The organism is Nocardioides sediminis (genome assembly GCF_003047295.1).
Classification (GTDB): Bacteria; Actinomycetota; Actinomycetes; order Propionibacteriales; family Nocardioidaceae; genus Nocardioides; species Nocardioides sediminis.
In genome coordinates this window covers 34,344-53,444 of sequence record NZ_PZYZ01000012.1, presented here as the reverse complement: position 1 = coordinate 53,444, position 19,101 = coordinate 34,344, and the positions used below count along the sequence as shown (strand labels likewise).

The 19,101-nt window shown below is 72.8% G+C and carries 16 protein-coding genes and 1 riboswitch; of the genes, 2 read left to right on the top strand and 14 right to left on the bottom strand.

Translation table 11 applies throughout. From position 1 onward, the window contains the following. Positions 1-4: 4 nt before the first annotated feature. The 5 genes from ftsH to dacB all read right to left on the bottom strand — a co-directional run bounded on the left by ftsH (position 5) and on the right by dacB (position 6,535). Positions 5-2,071: an ATP-dependent zinc metalloprotease FtsH gene (ftsH, locus tag DAI17_RS19990; protein WP_107775001.1), complete on the bottom strand. Its 2,067-nt coding sequence runs from the start codon at positions 2,069-2,071 to the stop codon at positions 5-7. A 97-nt stretch (positions 2,072-2,168) separates the two neighbouring features. Next, positions 2,169-2,720: a hypoxanthine phosphoribosyltransferase gene (gene hpt, locus DAI17_RS19985; protein ID WP_107775000.1), complete on the bottom strand. Its 552-nt coding sequence runs from the start codon at positions 2,718-2,720 to the stop codon at positions 2,169-2,171. Positions 2,721-2,895: 175 nt separating this feature from the next. Then, complete coding sequence (gene tilS, locus DAI17_RS19980) at positions 2,896-3,891, bottom strand: tRNA lysidine(34) synthetase TilS (RefSeq protein WP_107774999.1); 996 nt, start codon at positions 3,889-3,891, stop codon at positions 2,896-2,898. Beyond that, positions 3,888-4,952 (bottom strand): zinc-dependent metalloprotease, encoded by a 1,065-nt coding sequence (locus DAI17_RS19975; RefSeq protein WP_234412624.1) that lies wholly within the window; start codon positions 4,950-4,952, stop codon positions 3,888-3,890. The genes tilS and DAI17_RS19975 overlap by 4 nt, the downstream gene beginning before the upstream one ends. Positions 4,953-5,062: 110 nt before the next feature. Continuing rightward, on the bottom strand, positions 5,063-6,535 hold the full coding sequence (gene dacB, locus DAI17_RS19970; protein ID WP_107774997.1) for a D-alanyl-D-alanine carboxypeptidase/D-alanyl-D-alanine endopeptidase: 1,473 nt from the start codon (positions 6,533-6,535) through the stop codon (positions 5,063-5,065). A gap of 122 nt (positions 6,536-6,657) precedes the next feature. On the opposite strand from dacB, the gene DAI17_RS19965 reads away from it, so the two are divergent. Further along, positions 6,658-7,185 (top strand): inorganic diphosphatase, encoded by a 528-nt coding sequence (locus DAI17_RS19965; RefSeq protein ID WP_456093758.1) that lies wholly within the window; start codon positions 6,658-6,660, stop codon positions 7,183-7,185. Between the two features lie 9 nt (positions 7,186-7,194). On the opposite strand, the gene DAI17_RS19960 is transcribed toward DAI17_RS19965, so the two are convergent. The 4 genes from DAI17_RS19960 to DAI17_RS19945 form a co-directional block, all read right to left on the bottom strand. Continuing rightward, complete coding sequence (locus tag DAI17_RS19960; protein ID WP_107774996.1) at positions 7,195-8,067, bottom strand: RNA polymerase sigma-70 factor; 873 nt, start codon at positions 8,065-8,067, stop codon at positions 7,195-7,197. After that, positions 8,064-8,642, bottom strand: coding sequence for a carboxymuconolactone decarboxylase family protein (locus DAI17_RS19955; RefSeq protein ID WP_107774995.1), 579 nt, complete (start codon positions 8,640-8,642; stop codon positions 8,064-8,066). Before DAI17_RS19955 ends, DAI17_RS19960 begins: the two co-directional genes overlap by 4 nt. A gap of 75 nt (positions 8,643-8,717) precedes the next feature. After that, positions 8,718-9,374, bottom strand: coding sequence for a class I SAM-dependent methyltransferase (locus DAI17_RS19950; protein ID WP_107774994.1), 657 nt, complete (start codon positions 9,372-9,374; stop codon positions 8,718-8,720). Then, on the bottom strand, positions 9,371-11,362 hold the full coding sequence (locus tag DAI17_RS19945) for an acyl-CoA dehydrogenase family protein (protein WP_107774993.1): 1,992 nt from the start codon (positions 11,360-11,362) through the stop codon (positions 9,371-9,373). Before DAI17_RS19945 ends, DAI17_RS19950 begins: the two co-directional genes overlap by 4 nt. Positions 11,363-11,385: 23 nt before the next feature. Here DAI17_RS19945 and DAI17_RS19940 point away from each other — a divergent pair, with 23 nt between their 5' ends. Continuing rightward, positions 11,386-12,264 carry a sulfotransferase domain-containing protein gene (locus DAI17_RS19940; RefSeq protein ID WP_107774992.1) on the top strand — a complete coding sequence of 293 codons (879 nt, stop codon included), beginning with the start codon at positions 11,386-11,388 and terminating at the stop codon, positions 12,262-12,264. A 101-nt stretch (positions 12,265-12,365) separates the two neighbouring features. On the opposite strand, the gene DAI17_RS19935 is transcribed toward DAI17_RS19940, so the two are convergent. The 5 genes from DAI17_RS19935 to DAI17_RS19915 all read right to left on the bottom strand — a co-directional run bounded on the left by DAI17_RS19935 (position 12,366) and on the right by DAI17_RS19915 (position 18,988). Further along, positions 12,366-13,895: a C40 family peptidase gene (locus DAI17_RS19935; RefSeq protein ID WP_159081662.1), complete on the bottom strand. Its 1,530-nt coding sequence runs from the start codon at positions 13,893-13,895 to the stop codon at positions 12,366-12,368. A gap of 310 nt (positions 13,896-14,205) precedes the next feature. Then, positions 14,206-15,252, bottom strand: a complete 1,047-nt coding sequence (locus DAI17_RS19930) for a phosphatase PAP2 family protein (RefSeq protein ID WP_234412623.1) — start codon at positions 15,250-15,252, stop codon at positions 14,206-14,208. Between the two features lie 45 nt (positions 15,253-15,297). Next, positions 15,298-16,272 carry an ABC transporter ATP-binding protein gene (locus DAI17_RS19925; protein WP_107774989.1) on the bottom strand — a complete coding sequence of 325 codons (975 nt, stop codon included), beginning with the start codon at positions 16,270-16,272 and terminating at the stop codon, positions 15,298-15,300. Then, complete coding sequence (locus tag DAI17_RS19920; RefSeq protein WP_234412622.1) at positions 16,272-17,906, bottom strand: ABC transporter permease; 1,635 nt, start codon at positions 17,904-17,906, stop codon at positions 16,272-16,274. The genes DAI17_RS19925 and DAI17_RS19920 overlap by 1 nt, the downstream gene beginning before the upstream one ends. Beyond that, on the bottom strand, positions 17,903-18,988 hold the full coding sequence (locus tag DAI17_RS19915; protein ID WP_107775013.1) for a thiamine ABC transporter substrate-binding protein: 1,086 nt from the start codon (positions 18,986-18,988) through the stop codon (positions 17,903-17,905). The genes DAI17_RS19920 and DAI17_RS19915 overlap by 4 nt, the downstream gene beginning before the upstream one ends. Further along, positions 18,979-19,085, bottom strand: a riboswitch (TPP riboswitch). (Overlaps the previous gene by 10 nt.) Between the last annotated feature and the right edge of the window lie 16 nt (positions 19,086-19,101).

Sequence of the window (19,101 nt, the reverse complement as noted above, 5' to 3'; positions counted from 1 at the left end):
CGGCTCAGGTCGACGAGGGGGTCGGGGGCGTGGGCTCGTCGCCGCCGCCCACCGTGTCGCCGTGGGTGTCGCCACCGGCGCCGGGCGGGGTCAGCACGATGCCGCCCTCCTGCCGCTCCGGCGACGTCCCGTTGGACGCCTTGGCGCGCTCACGGATCTCCTGGGGGATGTCCACCGGCGGGATCGTCGAGGGGACGCGCTGGGGCGATCCGGTCCAGGCCGGACGGGACGGGCGCAGGCGCAGGGGCTCGAAGATCCGGGCGACCTCGGCCTTGTCGAGCGTCTCCTTGTCGAGCAGCGCGAGCACGAGCGCGTCGAGGACGTCGCGGTTCTCCTCGAGGATGTCGAAGGCCTCCTGGTGGGCGTTGCCCAGCAGCGCCTTGACCTCGGCGTCGACGACGGCGGCGACCTCCTCGGAGTAGTTGCGCTGGTGGCCCATGTCGCGGCCCAGGAACGGCTCGGAGTTGCTGTCACCGAGCTTGATCGCGCCGAGGCGCTCGCTCATGCCGTACTGGGTGACCATCGCGCGGGCGAGGTTGGTGGCCTTCTCGATGTCGTTGCCCGCGCCGCTGGTGACGTCGTGGAAGATCAGCGCCTCGGCGGCCATGCCGCCGAGCATGTAGGCCAGCTTGTCGAGCATCTCCGAGCGGGTCTGGCTGTACTTGTCCTCGTCGGGCAGCACCATCGTGTAGCCCAGCGCACGGCCGCGCGGGAGGATCGTGACCTTGTGCACCGGGTCGGTGCCGGGCACGGCGGCGGCGACGAGGGCGTGGCCGCCCTCGTGGTAGGCGGTGATGAGCTTCTCCTTCTCGCTCATCAGGCGGGTACGCCGCTGGGGCCCGGCGATCACCCGGTCGATGGCCTCGTCGAGCGACGAGTCGGTGATCAGCTTCTCGTTGCTGCGGGCGGTCAGCAGGGCCGCCTCGTTGAGGACGTTGGCCAGGTCGGCGCCGGTGAAGCCCGGCGTACGACGGGCGACGCTCAGCAGGTCGATCTCGGGGGCCATCGGCTTGCCGCGCGAGTGCACCTTGAGGATCTGGTGGCGACCGTTGAGGTCGGGGGCGTCGACCTGGATCTGGCGGTCGAAGCGGCCCGGTCGCAGCAGCGCCGGGTCGAGGACGTCGGGGCGGTTGGTCGCGGCGATGAGGATGACGCCGCCGCGGACGTCGAAGCCGTCCATCTCCACGAGCAGCTGGTTGAGGGTCTGCTCGCGCTCGTCGTGGCCGCCGCCCATGCCGGCACCACGGTGCCGGCCCACGGCGTCGATCTCGTCGATGAAGACGATCGCCGGAGCGTTCTCCTTGGCCTGCTCGAACAGGTCGCGGACCCGGCTGGCGCCGACGCCGACGAACATCTCGACGAAGTCGGAGCCGGAGATGGAGAAGAACGGAACCCCGGCCTCGCCGGCGACCGCGCGGGCCAGCAGCGTCTTGCCGGTGCCGGGCGGGCCGTAGAGCAGGACGCCCTTGGGGATCTTGGCGCCGACGGCCTGGAACTTGGCGGGCTCCTGGAGGAACTCCTTGATCTCCCCGAGCTCCTCGACGGCCTCCTCGGACCCCGCGACGTCGGAGAACGTCGTCTTGGGCATGTCCTTGGTGATCAGCTTGGCCTTGCTCTTGGCGAACTGCATCACGCCGCGGCCGCCGCCCTGCGCCTGGTTCATCAAGAAGATGAACAGCAGCACGATCAGCGCGAACGGGAGCAGCGTCACCAGCAGCGACCCGATCACGCTGGGCTGCGGGTTCTCCGAGGTGGAGTCCTCGATGGTGCCCTCGGTGACCTGCTCGTCGACGGCCGCGAGGATCGACTCCTGCTGGCCCTGGATGTAGTAGGTGACGACCTTGTCGCTGCCCTCGCGCACGCCCTCGTCCAGGGTCGCGCGGATCTCCTGGTCACCGTCGATGAAGGTGATCTCCTTGACGTCGCCGTCCGCGATCCAGGCGTTGAGCTCGGAGGTCTTGACCTCGTCGTACCCGCCGTTGGGGATGAGGAACTGGATGGCGAAGAGGGCGGCGACGCCCGCCACGAGCGCCACCAGCCATGGGCCCTTGAATATGCGCTTCACAAGCATCTTTCGCGACGAGGGGTTCGGGGGTTGTGACCGTACATCGTCACGACCGTCCGTGGTTCTGACCCATCCTCTCAGGCGGGGTGAAGCCCGGGGGCGCTCAGGAGTAGACGTGGGGGGCGAGGGTCCCGATGTCGCGCAGGTTGCGGTAGCGCTCCTGGTAGTCCAGCCCGTAGCCCACGACGAACTCGTTGGGGATGTCCCAGCCGACGTACTTGGGCTCCACCGGCATGCTCAGCGCCTCCGGCTTGCGGAGCAGCGTGGCGATCTCGACGCTGGCCGGGCCGCGGCTGCCGAGGCTGTTGACCAGCCAGCTCAGGGTGAGGCCGGTGTCGATGATCTCGTCGACGATCAGCACGTGCCGGCCCGTGATGTCGGTGTCGAGGTCCTTGAGGATCCGCACCACGCCGCTGGACTTGGTGCCCGAGCCGTAGGAGCTGATCGCCATCCAGTCCATCTCCACGTGGCGGCCCAGCGACCGGGCGAGGTCGGCCATCACCATGACCGCGCCGCGCAGGACGCCGACCATCAGGAGGTCGTGGCCCTCGTAGTCGGCCTCGATCTGCTCGGCCATCTCCTTCAACCGGGCCTGGATCTGCTCCTCGGTGAAGAGCACGTTGACCAGGTCAGACTCCACGTGGGACGCGTCCATGCCGAGCAGCCTAGGTGCACCGGCCGCTCCGGCGTCGGGGTGGTCGCGGATCAAGTGCCACCGCGCCGTAGACGCGCGGACACAACCCCGGTCGTGCACGGTGTCCCCCGCCTGGCGCGACCGGCCCGCGCGACTTGTGCCCGCGTGCCTACGCCGGCGCGTCGTCGCCGGGCGGTCAGGCGGGGCGGTCGGGCGCGGACGGCGCGCGCTCGAGGACGAGCAGGCCGTCACGGCGTACGGCGCGCAGGTGGCCGGGCAGGTCGATCCACTTCTGGCCCCGCCAGTCGGTGAGCAGGGCGTCCACGGCCAGGACGTGCTCGTGGTGCACCTCGGAGGCCGGCGCGCCGGCGGCCAGCACCGCGTTGCGCAGCACCCGGCGCCGCAGGGAGGGGTGCTGGCCGGCGAGGGCATCGACGGCCAGGCCGTCGTCGGTCGTCACCACCGCTGCGACCTCGGCGGCGAACTCATCGAGCAGGCCCATGTCGTCGCGCAGCTGGTCGGCCGTGCGGGCCAGCGTGGCCGCGACCCCGGGACCGAGCTCGTCCTCGAGGAGGGGCATCACCCGGCGGCGCACCCGCACCCGGGTGAACGAGGGGTCGGTGTTGTGGGGGTCCTCCCAGGCCCGCAACGCCTCGACCTGGCACGCGGTGACGGTGTCGTCGCGGCGTACGTCGAGCAGCGGGCGCGCGAACACGTCGAACCGCCGGCGCATCCCGGCCAGCGACCGGCCGCCGGAGCCCCGGGTCAGGCCCAGCAGCACCGTCTCGGCCTGGTCGTCGAGGGTGTGGCCGAGCAGCACGACCGCTGCCCCGGTGCGGGCGGCGACCTCCTCGAGCACGGCGTAACGCGCCTCGCGGGCGGCGGCCTCCGGCCCCAGCCCGGCGGCCTCGACGACCACGGTCGCGGTCATGGTCTCGTCGGCCCCGATGGCCGCCATCTGCTCGACCACGCGGGCCGCGGTGTCGGCCGAGCCGTGCTGGAGGCCGTGGTCCACGGTCACGCCGACCACCCGCTGGGCCCGCTTGTGCCCCTCGAAGACCGCGGCGCTGAGCAGGGCCAGGGAGTCGGCGCCGCCGCTGCAGGCCACGACGACGGTCGACCCGGCGGGCAGGTCGGCGAGGACCGCCCGCACTCCCCGGCGCACGGCCGCGACGGCGGGGTGGAGGCTCACAGCACGCGGGTGATCCAGGCGTCCGGGTCACCGATCTCGGACTTGCTCGGCAGGTGCGCGGGCTCGGCCCACACGGCGTTGAAGTCATCCATGCCGACCTTGTCGACGACGTGGCGCACGAACGCGGCGCCGTCGCGGTACTGCGCCATCTTGGCGTCCAGCCCGAGCAGGCGGCGCAGGATGCGGTCGAGGGTGCCGACGCCCTTGCGGCGCTCGTTGAAGCGGGCGCGGATCCGGTCGACGCTGGGGATGACGCTCGGTCCGACGCCGTCCATCACGACGTCGGCGTGGCCCTCGAGCAGCGACATGACGCCGGTGATCCGGTCGAGGATCTCCTTCTGCTCCGGGGTCCCCATGACGTCGATGAGGCTGCCGCCGCCCCCGCGCAGCGCCTCGGAGGCGCGGCGCACGAGGTCGTCCATCATCCGTGACGGCTCGACGGTGCCGGTGAGCGCGATCATCTCGGAGTAGAGGTGGTCCCGCATCCAGGGCACGGCGGTGAACTGCACCCGGTGGGTCTCCTCGTGGAGGCACACCCAGAGCCGGAAGTCGGTCGGGTCGACGCCGAGCTCGCGCTCGACGTGGACGATGTTGGGGGCGACGAGGAGCAGGCGGCCGGTGTCCGTGGACCCGCTGCCCGTGGTGCCGTCGGCCTCGTCCGCCAGGCCGTGGAAGGGGTCGAACTGGCCCAGCACCTTGGTGCCGAGGAACCCGAGCAGGAGCCCGACCTCGGCGCCGGTGACCCGGGACCCGATGGCCAGGGAGAGCCCGTTGGGCGTGCCCTTCTTCTCGGTCAGGCGCGCGACGACGGGCTCCAGGATCCGCGCGAAGCCGTCGGCGTTGGCCTGCACCCAGCCACGACGGTCGACGACGAGCACCGGCGCCGTGTTGTCCTGCGCCACCAGCCCGGTGAACTCACGGACCAGGCCGGTGGACCGGTCGGCGTCGGCGCGCAGCTCGGTCACGGCGGCGGCCGCGTCGGCCGCGGTCACCTCGGGTCCGTCCCCGGCGACCTTGGCGCCGAGGTTCACCGCGAAGTCCCAGTCGACCATTGACGTCATGGGGCGACCCTAGCCCGGCACCCCATCCCGGGCGCCCGTCCAGCCGACAGGCCGGGCGAGAGGCCAGGCGACCGGGCAGCCGGCAGGTCAGCCGACCGGCCGGCCCACCGTCAGCCCGCGGTGCAGCGGCAGGCGGCAAGGTCGCCGGCGAGCCGGTCGACGGCCTGCTGGGCGTCGAGCTTGTCGTCCTCGCCGGCCCTGTCGACGGCGACGACGAAGGCCATCGGCGTCCCCTCACGGTCGGTGGTGACCCCGGCCAGCGAGTGGACGCGGCTCAGGGTGCCGGTCTTGGCCCGCACCCTCCCCGGCGCCTGCGCCGAGCCGGTGTCGAAGCGGTAGGCCAGGGAACCGGTGAACCCGGCGACGGGCAGGCCGGACAGCACGGGTCGCAGGGCGGGGTTCTCGGGTGCCGCGGCGACCTGGACCACCTGGAGGAGGGTGGTGGCGGAGACGCGGTTGAGCCGGGACAACCCGGAGCCGTCGTGGATGACGTCGGTGCCGGTGTCCACACCCAGGCTGCGCAGGGTCGCCAGCACGGCGGCCGAGCCCGCCTCGAAGGACCCCACGCCGTCGACGGCGAGCCCCACGTGGCGGGCGAGGACCTCGGCCGCCTCGTTGTCGCTGACCTCGAGGACCCGCTCGACGATGTCGGCCACCGGGGCGCTGGTGACGCTGGCGAGCTCACCGGCGTCCGGGGCGGCCGTCGTGGGCGCCGGGTTGCCGCGCACACGCACCCCGGCCTCCCGCAGCGCGTCCGCGAAGGCGTCGGCGGCCGCGGCGCTCGGGTCGTCGACGTACCCGTAGCCGGTGGGCGACGCGCCGCGGTCGACCCACAGCGCGGTGATCGGGCTGACGATGTCGTCGGGCACGTAGTCCGCGCGCCACTTCGGGTTGTCGCTCGGGCCGGTGAAGAGCGAGTCGTCGTACTGCACCCGCACCCGGGCACGGTCCCCGAGGGCGTCTGCGGTCTCGCGGGCGAGCGTCACGACGTCCGCGCGCTCCGGGTAGGTCGTGCGGGCCTCCTCGGGCGTCAGCGGCCTGCTGGCGAGGTAGGGGTCGCCGCCGCCGACGAGCACGACGTCGCGGGGGGTCGCCCCGGCCACGACCCGCGTCGTGAACCGGGTGTCCGTCCCGAGCGCCTCCAGCGCGGCGGCGCCGGTGAGGAGCTTGGTGGTGGAGGCGGGGATGACCGGGCCCTCGCCGTACGTCCAGACCGGACCGTCGCCGTCGAGGTCGCCGACGGCGGCGACCACGTGCCGGCCCAGGTCCTCGTCGCGCAGCCCGGGCGCCAGCGCGGCGGCGACGGCGGCCTGGTCGACGTGGCCGCTCCGGGCCGGAGGCACGACGGACGCGACGGGCTCCGGGGTCCCCCACTCGGGGAGCTCCACCCCGGGCGGGGGTGCGATCGCCGCCGGCTCGGACTGCGGGTCGACCGAGAGCCACGGGAGGTAGCGGGGTCCGAGGTCGAGGCGGTACGACGCGAACGCGGCGGCCACGATGGCCAGCACCAGGAGGGTCGGCAGCCAATGCGCGAGCCGCCCGGGACCGCTCGGCCCCGAGGAGTGGCGTCGGTCACGTCCCACCCGTTTTCACCCCTCGCTTTGGTCGTCGGGGGCCATTGTGCGCGACACTGGCCGCCGATCACCCAACGCCCCAGGAGAGAACCGTGCCCGACGAGCAGGTAGCCGACGACGTCCGCGACGAGATCGCCGAGAGCGACGTCCACCCTCCCGAGGACGGCCAGCTGCTCTTCGACGTGCTGATCGAGATCCCCAAGGGCTCGCGCAACAAGTACGAGGTCGACCACGACACCGGCCGCCTGCGGCTGGACCGGATGCTGTTCACCTCGACGGCCTACCCCGAGGACTACGGCTACATCGAGAACACCCTCGGCCAGGACGGCGACCCGCTCGACGCGCTCGTGCTGCTCCAGGCACCGACCTTCCCCGGCTGCCTCATCGAGTGCCGCGCGATCGGCATGTTCCGCATGACCGACGAGGCCGGCGGCGACGACAAGGTCCTGTGCGTCCCCTCGCACGACCCGCGCCTGCAGCACCTCCAGGACATCGGCGACGTCTCCAAGTTCGACCGCCTGGAGATCCAGCACTTCTTCGAGGTCTACAAGGACCTCGAGCCCGGCAAGTCCGTCGAGGGTGCCAACTGGGTCGGCCGCGCCGAGGCCGAGGCCGAGGTCCGCGCGTCGTTCGACCGCTTCAAGAGCAACGGCCACTGAGCCCGTCCCTCAGCGGGCCAGGGGGACCGGTTCCCCCACCCGGCTGAGCTTGTCGGGGTTGCGCACGAGGTAGAGCCGGGTCACCACCCCGTCCTCGACCAGCATGGTGCCGACGCCGTCGCGGCGGCTGCCGACGACGAACTGGACCCCCGGGGCACCGTTGAGCCACACCGGGACCAGCTCGAGGGCGTCCGGGGTGACTGCGGTGAGGAACCGCAACACCTTGTCGCGCCCGCGGATCGGGTTGAGCGCCGCCTTGACCTTGCCACCCCCGTCGGTCATCAGCACCACGTCGGGCGCCAGGACGTCCATCAGCACCTGGAGGTCGCCGGTCTCGGCGGCCAGCCGGAAGCGCTCGATGACCGCGTCGCGCTCCGCGACGGTCACCGAGGAGCGCGGCCGGCGCGCCTGGACGTGGGAACGGGCACGGTGCGCAACCTGGCGCACCGCGGCCTCGGACTTGTCCACGGCGGCCGCGATCTCGTCGTACGGCAGGTCGAAGACCTCGCGGAGCACGAACACCGCCCTCTCGACCGGCGGCAGCGTCTCCAGCACCAGCAGCATGGCGGTGGAGACGCTGTCGGCGAGCTCGACGTCCTCCGCGACGTCGGGGACCGTCAGCAGCGGCTCGGGCAGCCACGCGCCCACGTAGTCCTCGCGCCGGCGCGCTCCGCCGCGCAGGTGGTTGAGGGCGAGCCGCGTAGTGATGCGCACGAGGTAGGCCCTGCGGTCGCGGACCTCGTCGTGCGCGACGCCCGACCAGCGCACCCACACCTCCTGCAGCACGTCCTCCGCGTCGACGGCCGAGCCGAGCATCTCGTAGGCGACCGTGAAGAGCAGGTTGCGGTGGGCGACGAACGCCTCGGTGGCCGGCGCGCTCATGGGGTGGAGGGTACGGCGAGCGGCGCCAGGTCGCAGCGGTCGGCGTAGCCCTGGCTGGCCAGTCCCAGCGCGGCGTTGAAGCGGGAGCGCTCGTTCTCGACGGCGATGATCATCGTGAGCTCGACCATCGCCTCGTGGCCCAGCGCCGCGTCGAGCCCGGCGACCATCTCGTCGGTGACCGTCGGCGGGGTCGTCGTCATCGCCTCGGCGTAGGCCATCACGTCCCGCTCGAGGTCGGTGAAGACCTCCGACTCGCGCCAGCGGGGCACCTCGCGGACCTTGTCGAGGGTGAGTCCCTCCTCGTGCGCCAGGAAGTAGCCGAAGTCGAGGCACCACGAGCACCCGATCCGGGCGGCGGCGGCCAGCTGGGCGTAGGTCTTGAGGTGCGGGTCGAGGGCCTTCCAGCGGGCGACCCGCTGCTCGAAGCCGAAGACGGCGCGGGTCACGGGCTTGTGGTGGAACAGGACGTAGGCGTTGTCGGGCACCTCGCCCCACATGCGCTCGGCGACCCTGGTCATGACGCGGCCGTAGACGCCGTCGATGCGGGCCTTCGGGATGCGGAACGTGCTGGGCATGGTCACTCCTTCGTCAGGTGGGCCTGCTGACCCTTGCTGACATGGAGACACCGGCCGAGCCGGTCCTGTGACAGGTCAGGACGCCACGGCGCGGAAGTAGCCGAGGCCGCCGCTGAGGTGCAGGTCGATCTCGCGGCACCCCTCCCGGGCCAGCTGGTCGACGAGCTCGCGGGTGCTGCACATCGGGCCCAGCACCCCGGCGAGCGTGCCCATCCGTCGCGCCGGCGCGTGCGCGAGGCCGGTGTCGGTGAACATCGAGCTGCCCGTGAGGACCCCGCCGGGACGCAGCACGCGCACCATCTCGGCCACCGCGCGGTGCGGGTCGGGGAAGCAGTGCAACCCGGTGAAGCTGGCCACCAGGTCGACGGTCCGGTCCTCGAGCGGGAGGTCGCCCGCGTCCGCGACCACAGGGGTCACCTGGTCGTCGACGCCGAGTCGTCGGGCGGTGGACAGTGCCCTTCCCAGCATGGGCGCGGAGATGTCGACGGCGAGGTAGTCGAGCCCCTGGCCGGGCACGATCCCTCGCATCGCGACGCCGTTGCCCGTGGGGACGTCGAGCACCCGCGACCCGGCGGGCAGCCGGCCGACCTCGCGCACGGCGTCGTACAGCAGGCCGAGGTCGGTGCCGAGGCCGAGCCGCCACGCCACTCCCCCGACGCGCCGGTGCTCGACGAGCCAGCCGTAGACGCTGGCCCACAGCGGGTCCTCGTGCCACCCGCCGAGGATCCTCATCGGCCCAGGATCTCCTCGGACCGCAGCATCTCGCGGGGTACGCCGAACGCGTCCACGAGGTCGACGGCGAGCGGGCGGAGCTTGCGGCACAGGTCGTCGACCTCGCGGCTGATCGCCTTGGAACGGGCGGCGGTGAGCCGGCCGTGCTCCATGAACCAGGCGCGGTCGGCCTCGATGGTGGCCAGCGCGTGCAGGTCGCACAGCAGGTTGAGAGCGACCTTGGTGTCGCCGTCGGGCAGCGCGCGCGTCTTCTCCACGAAGGCGTCCAGCACGAGCCGCTCCACGTGCGCGCGCGCCGCGGCGATGACGTGGGGCTGGACCCTCGAGAACACCTCGCCGGGGTTGAGCCCGGTGTCGATGCCCCGCTTGAGCCGGCGGGCGGCGCCGCCGAGCACGTGCTCCTCGCGGAAGCGCAGCATCGCCTGCTGGTAGGCCGGGTCGAGCAGGCCGGCCTCCTGGTCCCACTCGTCGCCGCCGGGCAGGGCGTCCTTGAGGGCCGAGAAGAGCTTGCGGGCGCTGGTCCGCTCGAGGACCGTCTCGACCGCGAGGCCGGCCACGAACCGGACCATGCCGAACTGGTCCATGTCCTCGAACTCGCTGGCGTAGTCGGTCAGCAGTCCCTTGGCGACGAGCTGGAGCAGGACGTGGTTGTCGCCCTCGAAGGTGGTGAAGACGTCGGTGTCGGCCTTGAGGGCGTCGAAGCGGTTGGCGCTGAGGTAGCCGGCGCCGCCGCAGGCCTCGCGGCACTCCTGGATGGTGCGGGTGGCGTGCCAGGTGCCGAGCGCCTTGGTGCCGGCGGCCAGCGCCTCGAGCCGGCGGCGGGCCTGCTCGTCGTCGGTGAGGCCGGAGAAGACGTCGTGCAGCTGGCCGGCGACCTGCTCCTGGGCGAAGTGCAGCGCGTAGGTGTGCGCCAGCAGCGGCAGCAGCCGGCGCTGGTGCATGCCGTAGTCGAGGAGCAGGTCCTCCAGCGGCGGCTCGGTGGCCTCGAACTGCCGGCGCCGGTCGGCGTAGCGGATCGCGATCGCCAGCGCGACCTTGGACGCGTTGATGGCCGCCCCGCCCACGCACACGCGGCCCTGGACGAGGGTGCCGAGCATGGTGAAGAAGCGCCGGTTGGGGTTGTCGATCGGGCTGGAGTAGGTGCCGTCCTCGGACACCGTGGCGAACTGGTCGAGGAGGTTGTCGCGCGGGATGCGCACGCCGTCGAACCAGATGCGTCCGTTGTCGACGCCGTTGAGGCCCATCTTGGGGCCGCAGTCCTCGATGCGTACGCCGGGCAGCACCGCGCCGTCCTCGCGGAGCGGCACCACGAAGGCGTGCACGCCGCGGGACTCCCCGCCGACCTCGAGCTGGGCGAAGACCACCGCGACGTCCGCGTGCGCGGCCGCGTTTCCGATGTAGTCCTTGCGGCTCGCGTCGTCGGGCGTCGTGATGACGAACTCGCCGGTCCCCGCGTCGTACGTCGCCGTGGTGCCGAGAGCCTGCACGTTGGAGCCGTGCCCGGTCTCGGTCATCGCGAAGCAGCCCATCAGCTCGCCGCTGACGGTCCGCGCGAGGTAGGCGTCGTGGTGGCGCCGGGTGCCGAGCTGGAGGATCGCGCCGCCGAAGAGGCCGAACTGCACCCCGACCTTGACCAGCACGCTCAGGTCACCGAGGGCGAGGGTCTCGAAGGCCGCGACGGACGCGCCGATGTCGCCGCCCCCGCCGTGCTCCTCGGGGAAGCCCATGCCGGTCTGGCCGGTCGCGGCCATCTCGAGGACGACGTCCCGGACGCGGTCGCGGAAGGCCGCGGTGTCGAGGGACTCGGCCTCCTCGAGGATGTCGGCATACTCCACCAGGTTGGTGCGGACCAGGGCGCGCACGTCGGCGTACCGGCCGTCGAGGAGCGCGGTCAGCGCGGCCACGTCAACCTCCGGCTGGGCGTAGCCGCTCGGGGTCCCCTCGGTGGTGTCGTCGGTGGCCTGCTCGGTGGCCTGCTCGGCGGTCATGGGCACAAGGTAGCGTCGCGCGCGTGAACCGCCCCGAGCCCGACGTCGATCTCGGTCGGATGCCGTACAACTTCTCGATCGTCGGCGTCCAGAAGAGCGGCACCTCCACGCTGTCGGGGACGATCAGCCAGCACCGTCTCGTGTGCCGGCCGCCCCGCAAAGAGGCGCACTTCTTCAACGACGAGACCTACGACTGGGCGCACCCCGACTACGAGCGCGACTACACCGCGCCGCGGCGCGCCAAGGTGCACACGATGGTCGGGGACTCGACGCCGGTCTACCTGTTCTGGCCCAACGCGCTGGAGCGGATGCGCGACTACATGCCCGACATGCCGCTGATCGCGGTGTTCCGGGACCCGCTCGAGCGGCTGTTCTCGCACTGGACGATGCTGCGCACGCGGCACCCGGACTGGCCCGACTGGCCGGGCTTCCTCACCGAGTTCCGGCCGACGTCGCTGCCCGACTCGGTGCCGACGGACGTCAAGCCGATGCGCTACAAGCACATGTCGGGGATCGCGCGCGGCTACTACGGCGCCCAGCTCGAGCGCGGGTTCGCGGTCTTCCCCCGCGAGCAGTGGCTGCTGCTGGAGTTCCGCTCGATGCTCGCGTCCTTCGACGCCTCCGTCGACCGGGCGACCGACCACCTCGGGCTGCCCCGCTTCGAGCAGCACCCGCCGCTGCGCAACCGGTACGCCGGCGCGGAGCTGGTCACGGGCACCGCGCCGACCGCCGAGGACCTGCAGTCGCTCGCCGAGCTGTACGCCGCCGACCTCGCCGTCTTCGACCGGCTCTCGGGCCTGGACACCTCGGAGTGGCCGACGACCCGGATCCTCGCAGGCACCCTGGACCCCGGGGAGCTGGCCGCTCGGTTCACGACCAAGGTGGCGCCGCTCCCGGCCTGACCCTCCCCCGGTGGGTAGTTTGGGACGATCTCGGTGGAGATTCGGCGTTCCGACCTACGAGTTGATCCCAAACTATCCGCGGGACCACGCCTCGGTCGGGGTCAGGGGCGGGCGAAGAAGTTGGGTGTGGTCCAGGACCAGATCGACTCCCGCACGACGGGACGGCCCGTGCGCGGGGCGTGGATCATCTGGCCGCCGCCGACGTAGAGGCCCACGTGGTAGATCGAGCTCGGGTTGCTGCTCGACCCCCAGAAGACCAGGTCGCCCGGCGCGAGCTGGGCGGCCGTGATCCGGGTCGAGCCGGTGAACTGCGCGACCGAGTAGTGCGGCAGTGACTTGCCGCCCCTGGCCCACGCCCCCGCGGTGAGGCCGGAGCAGTCCCACGCGTCGGGGCCTGAGGCACCCCACTTGTAGAGGTCGCCGATCTGGGCGGCGGCGAAGGCGATCGCCGCCTCCGCGCCCGAGCTCGCCGGTGGCGGGGGCACGGGGGCGGGTGCCGGTGGGACCGGAGCCGTGGGCGCGGGCGTCGTCGGGGCGGGAGCCGGCGGCGTCGTCGGGGCCGGGGTCGTGGGCTCGGGGGTCGCCGGGGCCGCCGGGGCCGTGGGCTCGGGCGTCGTGGGAGAGGGCGCCGGGACCTGCGTGGGCACCTTCGTCGGGGCAGGCGATGGAGTCGGGCTCGGGGACTTCGTGGGCGACGGCTCGGTGGTCGCCGCCTCCTCGGCCGCCTCGTCGGCAGCCTGGTCCGCGGCCTCCTGGGCGGCCTGCTCCGCTGCTTCTTGGGCCGCCTGCTCGGCCGCCGCCTGCTCAGCGGCCTCTTGGGCGGCGGCCTCCTGGGCCGCCTTGGCCGCGGCCTCGGCTGCCGCCTGCTCGAGGGCCGACTGGCGCTTCTCGGCCAGCCGCACGCTGATCCCCTGGAGCTCGGCGAGCTCGGCGATCAGGATGGTCTTGGAGGCTGCGATCGCCTCGGCGGTCGCGCCCGCCTCCGCCTCCGCGGCGGCCGCACCGGCCCGGGCCCGCTCGGCCTCCTCCTCGAGGCGCTCGGCCTCGGCGAGGGCGTCCTCGGCGCGGCGGCTCGCCACCTCGGCGAGGGTGGCGGCGGCGCGGAAGGCGTCGTACCGGCCGTCGAGGGCGTCCTCGGCGTTCTGCATCGTGGCCGTGCGGTCGATCATCGTCTCGATGCCGTCGGAGCCGACGACGGCGGCGAAGCCCTGCAGGCTGGGCGAGATCTCGTAGCTGCGGACCAGCGCGTCGCTGTAGTCCTCCTGCTGGCGGACCACGTCGGCCTCGGCCGACTCCGCGGCGACGGCCGCCTCGCGGGCCGCCCGTCGCGCCTCGCCAGCCTGCCACCGGGCACCGTTGTAGGCCTCGGCGGCCTGGGCCGCGGCCACGGCGGCCGCGCGCATGCGCTCGTTGGCCATGACCAGGTCTGCCTGCACGGCCGCCACGTCGCGGGCCTTGTCGCTGGCGTTGCGCTCGGCGACGGCGACGTCCTCGCGGGTCGGCACCTCGTCGTCGGCGACCGACGCGGTCATCACGCCGCCGGCGAGCACGAGGCTCAGGGCGGCGGCACCGGACCAGCGCAGTCGCCGGGACAGCCACGACGTACGTGTGGGTGCAGGCAGGGCTCGCACAGCTTGTTCCCCTCGGCTCTCACTCCGGCCTCGGGTGACTTCCCTTTCACCCGTGACACTCGCGGCACGTTAGTGCTCACGAGCCCCAAAGGGAACAAGAATCCCAACTTTTTCACGAAGTGTCGGCGTGTCGCCTTGACGTGCTACACCGTTGTAATTCGCGCGCGTCGGTCGCGACGCGGCCGACATGCTGGCCGATTCGTCCGGTTGCTGGCCGTTGCGGCGGCCAGCAAGCGCCAGATTCACCGCTGAAGCGGTGACTCCGACGGGGGTCGACGCCCGTCCCCGACCGGTCGCGGGCGTACGACGGTCAGTCGGCGTCGACGGGCACCTTGGAGGTGGTGGTCGTCGGGTGCGAGGCGAGCCCGCCGCGGTCGAACTTCTGGCCGCTGGCCAGCCCGCCGAGCCAGAAGGCGACCAGCGCGATGGCCACGCCGGCGATGTCGTCGGCGACGTAGTGCCAGCCGAAGTAGAGCGTGGCGACGACCGTGATCGCGAAGTTGGCCCAGAAGACCCAGTGGAGGACCCGGTTGCGCAGCGTGTACTGCACCATGAGGGCCACGAGCAGGGTGATGGCGACGTGCAGGCTCGCGAAGCCCGCGACGGACTGCACGGCCCCCTCGACCCCGTCCCTGAGCACGCCCTTGCGGGCGTAGAACAAGGAGTCCATCAGCGCCCCCGACCCCGTGTCGGGCAGGTCGTTGTAGAGCCACGAGTAGGCGAAGCCGGGGCCCAGGGTCGGCAGGGCGTAGTAGGACGCGGTGCCCAGGGCCCAGGCCAGGCACTGGGAGGTGGCGAACCAGTAGCCGAAGCTGATGTTGCGCGACCACACCAGCCAGGCGGCGAGCGCGAGCGGCACCAGCGGGAGGAACCACAGGTAGATCGAGGACAGCACGTGCGCGCTCCACCCGGTGCCGAAGACGGCGTGCAGCACGTTGGCGGGCTCGTGGCCGAAGAACAGCGCCCGGTCGATGAGGTGCAGCTCGCGGTCGTACTTGCCGTCGCCGAGGACGAAGGGCAGGAACGACTTGAGGTTCCGGTAGCTGACGTAGGTGATGTAGAAGCACACCAGGCCCAGCACCACCAGCGTCATCCGCTCGCGCGTCCAGTGGCTGCGGACCCGGTCCTTGGCGATGTCCGGCATCAGTCGCGGGTTGAAGCGGGACTGCCACAGCGTCCGGGGCAGCATGTCGAGGAGGAACGCCCCCAGCACCAGCATCGGCAGCCGCAGCCACGAGGGGCCGAGGAAGCCTTCGGGGTCGACGAGGGGACGGTCCAGCGTCACCGAGGCAAGCACGGCGAGCAGACCCATGACAGCGGCGACTCCGACGAGGAGCGCGTAGGCCGGGCGATACACGCAGGCCAGTCTAGGGACGCTCGGGCAAAGCGGCCCGATCGCCAGTCAGGTGATGGTGGCCACGCGGGTCGGGTCGACGTGCAGCCGCACCGGCTCCCCCGGCGCCGCGTGGCTGCCCAGGGGCGCCACGGCGTCCAGCTCGCCGAGCCCCTCCACCGCCACCACGAGCCGCAGGGTCTCGGGGGTCGCCCGGGCCGACACGACCGTCCCGGCCAGGGGGCCGTCGCCCGCCACCAGGGCGGACCGGCGCAACGCGACGCTGCTGGCGGGCGGCAGGCCGGCGGCGGCGAGGAGCCGTTGGGCGGGCACGCCGGCCAGCACGCGTGCGTAGCCCAGGAACAGGGCCGTGGGCTCGTCGACCGGCGCCGCCCACACCTCACCGATCGGGCCCGCCTGCACCACCTCCCCGGCCCGCATCACGGCCAGCCGGTCGGCGACGGTGAACGCCTCCTCGTGGTCGTGGGTGACCATCAGCGCGGTGGTGCCCGCGGCGCGGAGGATCTCGCGCAGGTCCAGGGCGAGGCGCTCCCGCAGCGAGGCGTCCAGGGCGGAGAGCGGCTCGTCGAGCAGCAGCAGCCGCGGTTCGACGGCGAGCGCCCGGGCGAGGGCGACCCGCTGTCGCTCGCCGCCCGAGAGCGTGGCGGGGAGGCGGTCGTCGTACCCCTCGAGGCCGACGAGGGCCAGCAGCTCGCGGACCCGGTCGGCGGACGGGCGCCGACGCAGCCGCAGGGCGTAGCCGACGTTGCGGGCCACGGTGAGGTGTCCGAAAAGTTGGCCGTCCTGGAACATCAGCGCGAACCCGCGCTTGTGCGTCGGCAGGTGGTCGACGGGCTCGCCGTCGAACGCGATGCGCCCGCCCGCCAGCGGCTCGAGGCCGGCCACCGACCGCAGGAGCGTCGACTTGCCGCACCCGGACGGTCCGAGCACCGCGAGCACCTGGCCGTCGGGCAGGTCGAGGTCGACGTGGCGGACGGCGGGGACGCCGTCGTACGACACCGAGACGTCGGTGAGGCTCAGCATCAGACGGCTCCCAGGCTGGGGACGCGGAGGCGCTCGACGGCCAGCACGACGACCGCCGTGGCGACGGCGAGGACGACCGAGGCGGCCAGCGCCATGCCGTAGTTGTGCTCGCCGGGGTGCCCGAGGAGGCGGAAGATCACCACCGGCACCGTCGGGCGCTCGTCGCGGGCCAGGAAGGCGGTCGCCCCGAACTCGCCCAGGGACGCCGCGAAGGCAAAGCCACTGGCGGCCAGCAGCGGCTTCCACACCACCGGCAGGTCCACGGTGAGCGAGGCCCGCCACGGCGACGCCCCCAGCGACGCCGCCGCCTGGCGCTGCTTGTCGTCGATGCCGCCCAGGACGGGGGCGATGGTGCGTACGACGAGGGGCAGGGCCACCAGGGCCTGGGCGATCGGCACGAGCATCGGGGAGTCGCGCAGGTCCAGCGGCGGGCGGTCGAGGCTGATCAGGAAGCCGAAGCCGATCGTCACGGCGCTGACCCCGAGCGGCAGCATGAAGAACAGGTCGAGCGCCCCGCGCACGCGACGCTCGGCCCGGGTCCGCGAGCGCCGGGTCACCAGCAGCGCGACCGCGAGCCCCATCAGGAGCGCCATCCAGGTCGCGTCGACCGCGGTCCGCAGCGAGGTCACCAGGGCGGTGGTCACCGGCACCAGCAGCGCCTGGTCCTCACCGGGGGTGGTGAGGCGGCGGTAGTTCTCGAGGCTCCACGCCCCGTCGACGTGCAGCGAGCCGGCGACCAGGGTGACGATCGGCAGCGCGACCAGGCCGAGCAGGAGGGTGGTCGCGAGCAGGACCGGTACGTCGCGTCGCCGGGGTCGGCGGGGACGCGGCGCGGTCCGTGCGGTCGACGCGTCGGGGGTGGCCCGGAGCCGGGCGGCGACGACGAGCAGCACGACCACCACGACGAGCTGGACCAGCGACAGCGCGGCCGCCGCCCGCAGGTCGAACAGCGTCGTGGTGAGCAGGTAGATCTCGGTCTCCACGGTCGCGTGCCGCACTCCACCCAGGGTCAGCACCACGCCGAAGGCGGTCGCGCAGAAGAGGAAGACGACGCTCGCCGCGCTCACGATGGCCGGCCGCAGCGCGGGCAGGGTGACCGTGAGGAAGACCTGCCAGGGCGCGGCGCCGAGGGCGGCGGCCGCCTCGCCGGGACGCGGGTCCAGCGACTCCCAGGCGGCGCCGACGGCGCGGATCACCACGGCGACGTTGAAGAACACGAGGCCGGCGACGATCGCGACCGGGGTGCCGTCGAGGCCGAGGAAGCCGAGCGGCCCGGACTCCCCCAGCAGCTGCCGGAAGGCCACGCCCACCACGACGGTGGGCAGCACGAACGGCACCAGCAGCGCCGCCCGCACCACGCGACGGCCGGGTAGCGCCAGCCGGTGCAGCGCGTGGGCGGCGGGCATCCCCAGCAGCACCGCGACCACCGTGGCGACGGTCGAGGACCACACCGTGAACCACGCGACCCGCAGCACCCGGGGCCGGGTGAGCACGTCGAGCACCCCGCCCACGTCGAGCCGCCCGTCGACCCAGAAGCCACGCGACACCATGCCGCTCACCGGCAGCACGAAGAAGACGCCGAGCAGCAGCACCGGCCCGAGGGCCAGTGCCGCCAGGGCGACGAGCCGCCTCACCTGCTGATGACGTCCGTCCACTCGGTCAGCCACTGCTCGCGGTTGGCGGCGATCTCGCCGGGGTCGACCTCGTAGGGGTCGGCCGGCTGCTCGGCGTGCCGAGCCCAGTCCTCGGGAACCTCGACGGCGTCGCTCACCGGGAAGACGTACATGCTCGTCGGCAGCGCCGCCTGCACCTCGTCGGAGAGCAGCCAGTCGACGACCGCCTCGGCGCCCGCCGGGTTGGCGGCGCCCTCGAGCACGCCGGCGTACTCCACCTGCCGGAAGCAGGTGTCGAGCAGCGCGGCCGTGGTCGAGCGGCCGCCCTTGACGGTGAAGGCCGGGGAGGAGTCGTACGACAGGACGATCGGGCGCTCGCCCCCGCCGCCGCCCTGGGTGAAGTCGCCGTAGTAGGCGTCCTCCCAACCGTCGACGACCTTGGCGCCGTTGGCGAGCAGGTCGGCCCAGTAGTCCTGCCAGCCGTCCTCGCCGTACTCCGCGATCGTGCTCAGCAGGAAGGCCATGCCGGGGCTGCTGGTCGACGCGCCGGAGGTGACGAAGAGGCCCTCGTACGTCGGGGCGGCGAGGTCGTCGAGCGTCTGCGGCGGCTCGATCCCCTCCCTCTCGAACCACGTGGTGTCGACGTTGACGCACACGTGCCCGACGTCGACCGGGGTGAGGCGGTCCTCGCCCTCGAGGGCGTACTGCTCGGCACCGTCGGGCAGCTCCGCGGCGTACGACGCGAACACGCCCTCGTCGAGCGGCCGGGAGGCGAAGGTGTTGTCGACCCCGAACGCCACGTCACCGGTCGGGTCGTCCTTGGTCAGCGACAGCTTGGCGGTCAGCGTGCCGCCGTCCCCGGCGGAGCGGGTCTCCAGGTCGAGGCCGGTCTCGGACTCGAAGTCGCGGACGAGTCCCTTGGGCAGCGAGAAGGACGAGTGCGTGACGAGCACGACCTTCCCGGTGGGCTCGCCGTCGGCGCTGGTGGAGGGGCTCGACGGCTCGCTGGCCGACTCCCCGCCCATCGTGCTGCAGCCGGTGACGGCGAGCAGCAGTGCTGCGGTGGCGGTGCTGGTGAGCGCGCGTGCGCGCACGGTCTTCATCATGGACTCCCTATCGCCGGTGCTAGCCGGATCAGGTTCGGAGGGTCTGCGGTCTCCCGCACTCTCAGCACGCTGGCGTGCTCCCCTGTCTGTGTGCTGAGGACTCTACGCCG